The organism is Nostoc sp. (assembly GCF_036919595.1).
GTDB lineage: Bacteria > Cyanobacteriota > Cyanobacteriia > Cyanobacteriales > Nostocaceae > Nostoc.
This window is the reverse complement of the sequence record NZ_JBALCO010000057.1, coordinates 16576-28807: the sequence shown is the minus strand read 5'-3', so window position 1 is coordinate 28807 and position 12232 is coordinate 16576. Positions and strand designations below refer to the sequence as shown.

General features: G+C 44.8%; 8 protein-coding genes and 3 pseudogenes. 7 read left to right on the top strand and 4 right to left on the bottom strand.

The window, feature by feature from the left end:
* Window positions 1–107: 107 nt before the first annotated feature.
* Window positions 108–656, top strand: a pseudogene (locus V7K21_RS07515) (ATP-binding cassette domain-containing protein); the annotation flags it as partial.
* 26 nt (window positions 657–682) lie between these two features.
* A pseudogene (locus tag V7K21_RS07510) lies at window positions 683–1165 on the top strand (ABC transporter permease subunit); the annotation flags it as partial.
* A gap of 137 nt (window positions 1166–1302) precedes the next feature.
* Here V7K21_RS07510 and V7K21_RS07505 read toward each other — a convergent pair.
* Window positions 1303–2382 carry a zinc-binding alcohol dehydrogenase family protein gene (locus V7K21_RS07505; protein ID WP_335172948.1) on the bottom strand — a complete coding sequence of 360 codons (1080 nt, stop codon included), beginning with the start codon at window positions 2380–2382 and terminating at the stop codon, window positions 1303–1305.
* Between the two features lie 100 nt (window positions 2383–2482).
* Here V7K21_RS07505 and V7K21_RS07500 point away from each other — a divergent pair, with 100 nt between their 5' ends.
* Window positions 2483–3172: a TetR/AcrR family transcriptional regulator gene (locus tag V7K21_RS07500; RefSeq protein ID WP_335172946.1), complete on the top strand. Its 690-nt coding sequence runs from the start codon at window positions 2483–2485 to the stop codon at window positions 3170–3172.
* 250 nt (window positions 3173–3422) lie between these two features.
* Window positions 3423–4361, top strand: a pseudogene (locus V7K21_RS07495) (ABC transporter permease).
* 86 nt (window positions 4362–4447) lie between these two features.
* Here V7K21_RS07495 and V7K21_RS07490 read toward each other — a convergent pair.
* A complete protein-coding gene (locus V7K21_RS07490; protein WP_335172944.1) occupies window positions 4448–5893 on the bottom strand; it encodes an FAD-binding domain-containing protein in 1446 nt (481 codons plus the stop codon).
* A gap of 606 nt (window positions 5894–6499) precedes the next feature.
* Between V7K21_RS07490 and V7K21_RS07485 the strand changes: the two genes are divergently transcribed.
* From V7K21_RS07485 to ftsH4, 3 genes are all read left to right on the top strand, one after another.
* The gene (locus tag V7K21_RS07485) at window positions 6500–6943 is read left to right on the top strand and encodes a TOBE domain-containing protein (protein ID WP_335172942.1); all 444 of its coding nucleotides are present in this window, start codon (window positions 6500–6502) and stop codon (window positions 6941–6943) included.
* Between the two features lie 883 nt (window positions 6944–7826).
* Window positions 7827–8012 (top strand): DUF2949 domain-containing protein, encoded by a 186-nt coding sequence (locus V7K21_RS07480; protein ID WP_335172940.1) that lies wholly within the window; start codon window positions 7827–7829, stop codon window positions 8010–8012.
* A 92-nt stretch (window positions 8013–8104) separates the two neighbouring features.
* Window positions 8105–9970 (top strand): ATP-dependent zinc metalloprotease FtsH4, encoded by a 1866-nt coding sequence (gene ftsH4 / locus V7K21_RS07475; protein ID WP_335172938.1) that lies wholly within the window; start codon window positions 8105–8107, stop codon window positions 9968–9970.
* Between the two features lie 326 nt (window positions 9971–10296).
* On the opposite strand, the gene moeB is transcribed toward ftsH4, so the two are convergent.
* Together moeB and V7K21_RS07465 are read right to left on the bottom strand one after the other, a co-directional pair.
* A complete protein-coding gene (gene moeB, locus V7K21_RS07470) occupies window positions 10297–11469 on the bottom strand; it encodes a molybdopterin-synthase adenylyltransferase MoeB (RefSeq protein WP_335172950.1) in 1173 nt (390 codons plus the stop codon).
* A gap of 141 nt (window positions 11470–11610) precedes the next feature.
* On the bottom strand, window positions 11611–12069 hold the full coding sequence (locus tag V7K21_RS07465; protein ID WP_335172936.1) for a M67 family metallopeptidase: 459 nt from the start codon (window positions 12067–12069) through the stop codon (window positions 11611–11613).
* Between the last annotated feature and the right edge of the window lie 163 nt (window positions 12070–12232).

Genomic DNA, 12232 nt, shown 5'->3' with positions numbered 1-12232 from the left:
CCTGAGTTAGAAATCCTCTGAGACGTGCTGGCATTTTTTATACTTAACTTTTCTAATTCACCATGTTTACTTATTGTTACACATTTGGGTTATCTTACACCCACCTACTTAAGCAGGGTAAAATTAAGTTTACGCACAAGCATTCCTTAGTGGGCTACATCCCAGAAGATAGGCAGACAATGGGATTAGTGTTGCAATTTAGCATCGCCCAAAACTTGATTTTAAAAGCTTTTAAATATTTGCCATTTTGTCGCCGTTTTTTGTTACAACAAGAAGCGATCGCCAATCATACTCAAGCTGCAATGCAAGAGTTTGACATTCGGGCGAATGGGATTGATATCTTAGTAAGTCAGCTTTCGGGAGGAAATCAACAAAAAGTGGTGTTAGCGCGAGAATTGGCGCAAACACCAGCTTTAATTATCGCCATGCAACCCACAAGAGGGTTAGATGTAGGGGCGACAGCAGCTGTCCATTCTCGAATATTAACAGAACGCGATCGCGGTGCCGCAATTTTGTATATTTCTACCGACTTAGAAGAAGTGATGACAATGAGCGATCGCATTGCCGTAATCTACAGAGGTGAATTTATGGCTATGTTGGATGCACAGACGGCGACAGTGGAAGAAATTGGTTTGCTGATGGGTGGGGGGAGATAATGATCGCAACTAATCGCACTAAATTCGCCCATGCAGGGATTTTATTAGCTTTAATTGCCGCAGGTATTTTATGGGTGTTATTAGTGCGATCGCCTCTAGGTTATCAAATTACGGCAGTGGGATTTAACCCAATTGCCGCCCGTTATGCCCACATATCTGTTGAACGTACTATTATGCTGGTGATGGCTGCTGCGGGTGGTTTAGCTGGGTTGGCTGGGAGTTGTGAGGTGATGGGGTTAAAATATCGGCTATTTGAACAAGTTTCACCAGGTTATGGGTTTGATGCCATTGCGATCGCTTTTTTAAGTCGTGGTAGTGTTGTCGGTGTAGTATTGACTTCTTTGTTTTTTGCGGCGCTTCGCAGTGGTGCGAATGTGATGCAGCGTAGTGCAGGTGTGCCGGTAACTGTGGTTTATGCGATTCAGGGCTTTATGGTGTTGTTTATTGCTATTAGTTTCGCAATCGAAACAGAGATAAGAGGAAAAACTCAGAGAAGCGCCAAAGTTTAACCCAGAAAACTCTGCGAAACTTTGCGCTTTCCTCTGCGAACCTCTTAACTACGAGCCCGTACAATAACCAGTTTTGGCACAGTTTTGCTTGCTTTACTCGCAGAAATCTGACTACAGTAAGCAAAACTGCATGATCATCATGGCTGGATCACAGTCAACTTGAAGGGACCGCCATTGGCAGCAGCGTGCGCGACGGCTTCATTTGCGTCGTCCAGATCAAATGCCGTGATGTCGAAATTGCCCAGATCCAGGAGTCCGGACCGGATGAGACCGACCAGGCGGATGGTAGCCTCGCGTGGATACATCCATTGGCCGTGTATGGTGATGCAGTTCCTCATGATCCACGGGTAAGGTAGTTCTAGTCCGGGACCTCCTAGCATCCCAACGCCCCCCATCAGCACTACCCTCCCGTAAGGCCGTACCGCCATGACGGCAGTCCGCACCGGGGTCGTGCCCGCCGAGGGCGGCAGGATGTCCAGCACGCAGTCAATGGGTCCGGGGGCTGCTTGCTGCATCCGCTTCCGGTCGTCGTCCTCGTGGCCGGTGAGATGCACGGGGCGCACACGGTCGCCAAACCGACGCACTAGGTCCGCCAGTACCCGCTCGTTGCGGCCTGGTGCGACGACGCAGCCCGCACCCATCGCCAGGGACACGGCCACGCAGGCGCTGCCATAGTTGCCAGTGGCCCCGCTGACCAATAGCGTCTCGCCAGCCTGTAGGTTGGCCGCCAGTAGCCCGCCATACGGTACCAGCAGCACACCCAGCGCGCACCAGCGCCCCGCCTCCGCAGGGTCAAGCGCGCCGACCGGGATGGCGTTTTCCGTCGGCACTAGCATCTGCTGGGCAAAAGAGCCGTGGTGAAAATACTGTTGCAGGCGCAAGCCTCCTTCACCACGGGCGCTCCAGCCTTGCAAGGTGATGTCAGGGGTTAGGGCGTTGTCGCGCGAGCGCACGGTCGGATCACACACTACCCAGTCGTCAGCGACCAGCCGCGTCGCGTCTGGCCCTACAGACCTCACTCGTCCGACGGCTCCGCATCCCGGTGCTACCGGCAGCTTTAGCAGATACTGCCGTTCGCCGCTGAAAACCTCGTTGGTGTAAGACAGTACCGGGGCAGCCACGACATCAACAATTACCTCCCCCGTGCCCAGCACGGGGTCAGATAAGGTCTCGACCGCAAGTGGCGATCCAAACGCCTTTAAGATTGCAGCTTTCATGGTCATTTTACTCTCTTGGACTCCGTGTTTATGACAAAAAAAATATAATTTGTCAAAACGTCAATTGACATTTTAAGTGCAATATGTCAGAATGTCAAACATGAAAATTCAGCCAAATTCAAAGTGCAATGGGCGAACGCTATCGCCTTTGGGAAGCCCCGCCAAAGGCGATAGCGTTCGCTCTAAATCAGCGCTGCCGACAAAGCGGGATCGCATCCTCAAAGCAGCTTTAGAATGTTTTGGGCGGTATGGCTTCAAACGCACCGCAATGGATGATATTGCTAAGATTGCAGGTATTTCCCGTGCAGCACTCTACTTGTTATTTCAAAATAAGGAAGACATTTTTAGAACGCTGTGCGAACATTTGCATGGCAATGCGCTTGTCCGTGCCCAAACGGCACTCCAGTCTGAAATCGGATTTAGGGATCGTCTAAATGCGGCGTTTGAAGGTAAGGATCTAGAGCTATTGGAGCTAGTTTGCAATTCGCCACATGGGAGCGAGCTAATCGATCTGAGCAATGCGATCGCGGCAGATATTTTTCTTTCCTCCTCTAAACGGTTTGAGGAATTACTTACAGAGGCAATTCGTCAAGCCGACGAAAGGGGAGAGATTGAATTGAGTTGTGGGAGTTTTCAGCCATCTAATTTTGCGAGCTTACTGATTGGCTGTACACGCGGTTTGAAAAAATCATCTTCCAGTGTTGCAGAATATCGTCAGCAATTAAGGCATTTAATCTTGATTTTTGACCTGGCACTCACAGCTTCAACCAACAAGGCTTCAAGTGTCTGAGGGTGTAATTATCCCGGTTGAATACTTGCAATATTTATCACCAATGGGGTGGGAACATATCAACTTGAGTGCCGATTATATTTAGAATTTTAAGTCCGTAAGTAGCATTGATAATTTGCGTCCTTTGAAAAGGAAAAAATCCAACTTCTATTGAAGCTGAAACTACTGTCTGTCAAGGGTTTTACGAATTACACTAATTCCTTAGCGTACAATAAACCCGTTTTGGCACAGTTCTGCCAAAAATAACTCTATGAATAATCTCAACTTCTTCTCTGATTACTTGGTAGCTAGTTTACGTCTAGCTGTCCCCTTGGGATTTGCTGCCCTTGGAGGATTATACTCAGAACGGTCGGGGGTGTTAAATATCGCCTTGGAAGGGATGTTGCTTACTGGTGCTTTTACTAGTGCTGCTGCCACTTTCTCCACTGGTAATCCCTGGCTTGGTATCCTCGCTTCCTTAATTGCTGGGGGATTAGTCGGACTACTCCACGCTGTTTTATGTGTGACTTTGCGTGTTGACCAATTGGTGTCTGGATTAGCAATTAATCTTGTCGCATCTGGGTTAACATCATTTTTGGCCAGGTTAATCTTTAGTGGCAGTAGTACACAGCAGTTACCTGGAATCGGGGCAATTACTATCCCTGGTTTAGCCAATATTCCCCTGATTGGGCTGCTACTATTTCAAGAAGATATTTTAGTATATTTACTATTTATATTAGTTTTTTTAACTACATATATTTTATTTAAAACTAGCTTTGGACTGACATTACGAGCAGTGGGAGAATCTCCTCAAGCTGCTGACACGGCTGGAATTTCGGTACAAACTGTCCGTTATATCGCAGTGGTGATTAGTGGCACTCTTGCAAGTTTAGGAGGTGCTTATTTAACTCTGGTACAAGTAAGATTTTTTGCCGAGGGGATGAGTGCTGGGAAAGGATTTATTGCGATCGCAGCATTAATTTTTGGCAGATAGCATCCTTTTGGTAGTGCTTTGGCTTGTTTGCTATTTGGGGCTACAGAAGCTTTACAACTGCGAATTCAGGCACTAGGGGCAAATATACCTTACCAATTTTTAGTAATGCTACCTTATGCGATCGCTTTATTGGCATTAGTGGGTAAGTTGGGAAAATCTACACCCCCTAAAGCTTTAGGTACTCCCTACTTTGGAGAAAATCGCCACTCAGACTAAAAAACGTTCGTTCGACGAATATTTTTGACCCCTGATCTAACGGCGGGCAAGTGACATCACCTTTCAACCATCTGTCAAAAGTTATCTCAATCACCTCTACTAACGGTTTTTTGCTGTTGATAACGCTGTTTAAATTGGTGTTGCTGTACTTTATGATCCACAATTGGTTCAGGATAGCCAACAGCATGACGTTCTAAAGATGGAATTTTACCAGTAACTAAATATTCTGCATCTACAGACCGCAATTCTGATACCCATTGCCGAATATATTCCCCCTCTGGATCAAATTTTTGTGTTTGACTGGCTGGGTTGAAAATCCGTACAGGTTTGGGGTCCATGCCACTAGAAGCACTCCATTGCCAACCGCCATTATTGGCAGATAAATCCCCGTCAATCAACTTTTGCATAAAGTATTTTTCTCCCAATTGAGGATTAATTAGCAAGTCTTTAGTGAGGAAACTGGCAACAATCATCCGACAACGGTTGTGCATCCAGCCACTTTCGTTTAACTGGCGCATTGCTGCATCTACAATCGGGTAGCCAGTTCTCCCCTCGCACCAAGCTTGAAAATATTCTTCGTTAGTTTGCCAAGGAAAGTTTTTGAAAGTGTCGCGGAAAGCACCATCAGCTAATTCGGGAAAGTTATACATTGCATGTTGATAAAACTCCCGCCAAGCTAATTCCTGTTGCCATGTGCGAATATTAACTGCTGTTTCCTCACTACGGCTATTTTTTTGTGCTTCTATAGTGGCTTGCCAAACGGTGCGAATGCCAATTACGCCAAATTTCAAAGCTGCACTCAGTTGCGATGTTCCATCAACTGCGGGAAAATTGCGCTGTTCTTGGTATTCAGTAATAGCTTTAGTAGTAAATTCCTCTAGCCGTTCTTGCGCCGCCGCCTCTCCGGGTGAAATAATCAATTCTCCATCCCAAATAAATCCTAAATCTTTCGCTGAAGGTAATGCGATCGCTCCTGCAAGTTTGGCAATTTCCTGTTCAGCTGCCGTTAACCCCTCTACATTTTGCAGTGTTTCTACTGGTTGAGCCTTCGGTTTGCTAATCCAATTTTTCCAGAAGGGGGTGTAAACCGTGTAAGGACTGTTACCACCCGTGCGTAACTCATCTGGGGAGTTGAGGATTTGATCCCAGTTTTGGTTAAGAAACTGAATACCTTTTTCTTTGAGGGCATTTATAACGGTGCGATCGCGTTCTTGTGAATAAGGTTCGACATCCCAATTCCAAAAAACAGCTTTGGCATTTATTGCCTCTGCTAAAGCTGGTATCGCTTGTACAGGATTGGCGTGGAGTATTAATAGCTGGCTACCAATTTTAGCATATCGCTCTTGGAGTTTCTGCAAACACCCAATCATATAAGTTATTTTCACAGGAGCGACATCATCCCGTTCCAGAATATTCGGATCAAGGCAAAACACCCCCACCACTTTCGGACTCTGCTGTTTTGCCGCAGCCAGTCCCGTATTGTCAGAAATGCGTAAATCGCGCCGATGCCAAAACAGAATTAAGTCAGACATTCCATACTGGATATAGTTCACCCGTACTAGCTTAGATGCTAGTGGTACCAATGGGCATCATTCTGGCGATAAATTTATTCTGTAAATGGGGAAGGCCGGCCGATAACATCAAAATTTTGTGCCTGTATCCAATGCAGCACTTCTGTTACCTCTGCATCAGCTGGCATAGCTTTGAGGGGTTCTGCCAGGTATTCAATGGTGATATTGTTCTCAAATAAACTCCGCAGGTTTTAAGAACGCGATTTTAAGTGTTTCTATTCCCCTGCTGTGAACTCACATTAAATAATCCTATGGCACTCACGTGATCGCCGCTTTCGGTTTTTTCTACCAGATTACCATTGTGTACGCATCGCTATCTCAACAAATACCATAGTCCAATCTTATACCATTATAGTTGGTATTGATGGAGTGACGGTTAGATATTCTCAAGCAACAAAATATTTTACACCTACAAAAAAATATTTATCTACTTATCTGTATCAGATTAGTTGGTTAATTTTCGCTAAAAATGTCGAAAATCCTGACAAAAAAAATGTTATTACTAAAACGACATGTTGAATTGATACTTGTTAGAATTTTACCAAGATAGCCAAAATTGATAATATTATGCCAAGAAAAGAACAGGGATGGGTCACATTTCAAACCTCAGAGGACGAGCGGAAGATTCTGGAGGAGTTTTGTGAACAGTCTCAACGCACCAAGACTGAGATTCTGCGGGAACTCGTGCGTAGTCTCAATCAGCACTCAATAGCATCAATTTCACCACCAAGTCAACAGGAAAAACAGGAAAATACTTACACTCAAAAGCCTGAGACAGAAAGTAGTCTTCAAAAGAAATCACTAAAAGTTAGCTCTCGCAATATTCTTAAAGGTGTTGTTAAACGAGTTATTTATGGAGCAGTTAATAGTGAGGTGACTCTAGAGATTATTCATAAAGTAGAATTAACCTCTATTATCACCAGAGCTTCTGCAGAAGAGTTGGAACTATCTGAAGGCAAAGAAGCTTATGCAGTCATTAAGTCTAACGATATTGTCATTGCCAGAGAATAAAAAAACATTGATTTTTTGCGTTGGATATTAAGAGGATAAAGTTTACTCATCAACATTTTTAATTTTGGAGAACTGCAAGATAAATTGATTATAAGTAAGTCGGCACTAATGATTTCAAGCTATGTTAAGAAATTTAAATGTAAGGGAGCCAGTGCGTTGCGAACTTTCCCAAAGTTGTAGCAACTAGTGAAACAGCGCACTCAAGTTGGTTTCCTTCTGTAGGCGACTGGTGTTATCGTAGCGGTAGCGAGTCCGCGAGCCTCACCCGTTCGCGCAGCGTCTCCGTCAGGAGAAGAGCGTTGCGTTGTCGCCAAGCGCCGCACTGTCAACAATTCAAAATACGTTAGCCTACGGCAAAACACACCCTACTTCTACTTCCAATTTATATTTCTTTATATACATTGAATTTTTCTCAGCGACTTAATTAGATATTCATATGAATATCTAAACAGTGTCAATATGCCAAGTGTAATTCTGGTAAAGTTTTTACGTCACTAAACAACCCGTCATAAACACATCACTTTCCAGATTGTGTATATATCTATCTAAAGATAGAAATCATTGATGGAAAATGAACATCACACGGGGATTTATCTTTACGTCTCCAATCTCTGCGTTTTCTCTCATTTCGAGTGGTTTTAACTCTTTAAGTACGGTAAACCGTATTTCCTCGTTAGTTCCCAAAGATTAATTTAATTGTTAAGTTTAGTTACATAAATAAAAAAAGACTGCAACCATTGCTAAACAGGAGAATTTATGAGAAGTGGTAGTATCCTTGATGATCAAGATAAACTGAACAACTTTGTGATGCAGCCTGGACATTACATCACACAAGTCAAGCTCTCTCAGAAATAAGACTTATTTAACATTGTTTAACATTACTATGAAAGCGACAGATCAATTGGTGCATTTTTTAAAGGAAGAGTTGCATATTTCTAATGGAGCAATTTCTCTTGGTTTGCGACATTGTGAGCAGACCCCCAACTTTCTAGCCATGACCCTTTGGCAGTATGGGCTGGTAACACTGGATCAGTTAGCCCAAATTTTTGATTGGTTGGAAACAGTATAAGCTGCTTCAACTATTCGGATGGTAAATATGCCGACTTTCCCAGAAAGTCACATTCTCAACAGTTTTCATTCTAAGGATTGGTAACAATATTTATGGCAATCAAAGAACAGCCTAAGTCACCTCGGTTTCGGATCATTGCTAATATATTGCTGGCAGTATCAGGGCTATTCCTGCTCTTAAATTTATTTTTGCCTGGTTTATTTGCTTCTGGTCCTGCTGGCGTTCCCTATAGCCTATTTATTCATCAAGTACAGGAAGGGGAAGTCAGCCGCGTTTCCGTTGGTCAAAACCAGATCCTTTACCAACTAAAAACAGAAAATGCCGAGCCGGGCCAGGTGTTTGCAACTACACCAATCTTCGATTTAGAGTTACCCAAACTGCTAGAACAAAAAGGAATTGAGTTCGCTGCTACACCTCCACCCAAGAATACTTGGATTACAACCCTCTTAAGTTGGGTGATTCCACCACTGATTTTTATCGGCATTTGGCAGTTCTTTCTCGCCCGTGGTGGTGGCGGTGGCCCCCAAGGTGTTCTCTCCATTGGTAAAAGCAAAGCTAAGGTTTACGTTGAAGGCGAATCAGCTAAAATCACCTTTGCAGATGTGGCTGGGGTAGAAGAAGCGAAAACTGAGTTAGTAGAAATTGTGGATTTCCTCAAGACTCCAGGACGCTTTACCCAAATTGGCGCTAGGATTCCCAAAGGTGTGCTGTTAGTTGGCCCTCCAGGTACAGGTAAGACACTTTTAGCGAAAGCTGTAGCAGGAGAAGCAGGAGTTCCATTCTTCAGCATCTCTGGTTCTGAGTTTGTGGAATTGTTTGTCGGTGTGGGTTCTTCCCGAGTGCGGGATTTGTTTGAACAGGCTAAAAAACAAGCTCCCTGTATTGTATTCATTGATGAATTGGATGCGATCGGTAAGTCTCGTAGCAGTAACGGCTTCTACGGTGGTAACGATGAGCGGGAACAGACCCTCAACCAATTACTAACTGAGATGGACGGGTTTGCAGTTGGGGATGCAACGGTAATTGTACTAGCAGCTACCAACCGCCCCGAAGTACTAGACCCTGCATTGCTGCGTCCAGGCCGCTTTGACCGCCAAGTATTGGTAGACCGTCCCGATTTATCTGATCGTGAAGCAATTCTCAAGATTCACACTCAAAAGGTAAAGTTAGGAGATGATGTCAATCTAAAAGCGATCGCTACTCGTACCCCCGGTTTTGCTGGCGCAGATTTGGCAAACTTGGTGAACGAAGCTGCATTATTGGCAGCTCGCAATCTCCGTGAAAGTGTTGCTCAAGAAGACTTTGCTGAAGCAATTGAGCGGGTAGTCGCCGGTTTAGAAAAGAAGAGTCGAGTGATGAACGAGACTGAGAAAAAGATTGTTGCATACCATGAAGTCGGTCACGCAATGGTCGGGGCGCTAACCACAGGAAACGGTCGTGTAGAAAAGATTTCGATTATTCCCCGTGGGATGGCAGCTTTAGGCTACACTCTGCAATTACCAACTGAAGACCGCTTTTTGCTGAATGAAGAAGAATTACGGGGTCAGATTGCGACTCTCTTAGGAGGACGTTCCGCCGAAGAGATTGTGTTTAACAGCATTACAACAGGTGCTTCCAACGATTTGCAACGAGCAACCGACTTGGCAGAACGGATGGTAACAGCCTATGGTATGAGCAAAGTCTTAGGGCCACTGGCTTACCAACAAGGACAACAAGCAATGTTCCTGGGTAATGGTGCGGCTAATCCCCGGCGGGCAGTGAGTGAAGACACATCCAAAGCTATTGATAGCGAAGTCAAGGAAATCGTGGAAACAGCCCACGAACAAGCCCTAAATATTCTCAGAGAGAATCGAGACTTGCTAGAAGCGATCGCTACTCAACTGTTAGAAACAGAAGTCATTGAAGGGGAAAAACTGCACAGTCTGCTGAGTCAAGTTAAACGTGTAGCTCATTCATAATTAAGAAAGTCAGGTTTTAAACGCAGAGTAACGCAGAGATGAACGCCTGCGTTTTTTTGCGTTAAACCTCTGCGTTCCTACCATTCAAGAAGGCGAAGCCGCCTATGGGTTTGAGAAATGCCACTCATCGCAATATTTAATCTTTAGCGAAAGTGGGCTGTGCATTTTTAACCTGAGTTCAATCAACCTCTCCCTGACTTCAACTAAACTTCAAGTCTTTCCCTCTCTGACTCCGAGAGGGGCGGTTTTGCGTAGTAAAACCAGGGAGAGGTCTTTTGATTTTGCTGATTAGGCGAACACCATATAACTCCTCGAACTCACCTTTTTTAATACTCGGGAACTGACGGATCGATTTCTTTACTCCAAGCGGTAATTCCGCCTTTAACATTCGTCCCGACAACCCCGGCTTCCTTGAGGATGGCGAGGGCTTTTGCCGATCGCCCGCCCATCTTACAATGAGCAATTAAGCGGTGACCGTTCAACATTTCCTTCACCTTAGCAACGCCATTGCCATTTTCAATCTCTGGTAAGGGCACCAAAACTGAACCAGGAATCTTAGCAATGTCGTACTCATTGGGGTTGCGGACATCCAGCAGTACAAAATCCTTTGCACCACTATCCAGCAATTCCTTCAAATCCTTGACGGTCATTTCTTGACTTTCCATCTGCTGTTTTGCCTCCTCTGCCTTAGCTTGTGGAATTCCGCAGAATTGTTCGTAGTCTATCAGTTTTTCAATGACTGGGCGAATCGGGTTAGGACGCAGCTTCAACTCTCGGAATTTCATATCTAAAGCGTTGTATAGCAGCAACCGTCCGCTCAAGGTGTTACCTTGTCCCAGAATGATTTTGACAGTTTCAGTTGCCTGGATTAAACCAATAATTCCTGGCAAAATTCCCAATACGCCACCTTCTGCACAAGAGGGAACCATTCCTGGTGGTGGTGGTTCTGGGAAAAGGTCACGATAATTTGGCCCACCTTTGTAGTTAAATACACTAGCCTGCCCTTCAAACCGCAAAATTGAACCGTAGACGTTGGGCTTGTTCAGTAATACGCAGGCATCGTTAACTAGATATCTGGTAGGGAAGTTATCAGTACCATCTACCACTATATCATAAGGTTGGAGGATTTCCAAGGCGTTTTCGGAACTCAGGCGAGTTTCGTAGAGATCAACCTGACAATAGGGGTTAATCTCGTGAATGCGGTTTTTTGCCGATTCAATCTTGGGTTTACCTACCCAGGATGTACCGTGGATTACTTGGCGTTGCAGGTTGGAAGTATCAACAACATCGAAATCGACAATCCCGATGCGTCCAATACCCGCCGCCGCCAGATATAAAAGTAGTGGTGAACCTAGTCCACCAGTACCGATACACTGAACACTGGCAGCTTTCAGGCGCTTCTGTCCTTCTAGTCCTACTTCCGGTAAAATCAGGTGTCGGGAGTAGCGTTCGTAATCATCTTTGGTCAACTGGATTTCATCCAGATTGGGATTGAGCATAGTAGTTATCATGTGGAAGAGCGGAATATTAATCCTATCGAAAAACTGTATCTTCATAGGTACATAGAGAGTGGGGAAGACGAGTTTTCATCTATGGTGACGGCGAAAACTGCTAGGAATAACTCTCTTTAAACTAAGCCGTTAAATTATATTTTCAATTGCCTCTGCTTGAAACTGATGATCATCATCAAGACTCCAGCTTTGGAGTTCTCCAGCTTTGCCGTTTTGGACGGAAACTATTATATAGGAGTATCCCTGCCAAGCGTATAGGCGATCGCATTCTGAAGGGATAGCAGGATGATTTGGGTGGGAGTGAAAAATGCCGATAATGTTCAGTGAGCGATCGCGTCCTTCCCTTTGTGTTTTTAGCATAACTTCGGGTGCGATCGCATATTGCCGTCTTTTACTTTCTGCTGTGCGTTCTCCTGGAAACTCAGCAGCCGCTTCTGTATTCCAGGCATTTTCTGTTGGCATGACTTCTACCACAATTTTGCCTCCATTAGCCAGATAGCCTAAAATTATACCGCAACACTCTTCAGGGTAAGTGCTTTCGGCATGAGTGCGGATGGTTTGCAAGTGTTCTTGGCTCAGTCTGATCATCTCTGCATTTGTAATTTTGGTAACCTATAGCGATTCTTGCTTAAATATTAAGGGCATTGCATATTTGCGGGATGAATTAGCGGCTCGAACCAGTGAAACTTTGTTCCACATTACAGCTATTTTCAGGTAAATAGACCTTGCGCCCCTACGACAGATGTGGTTC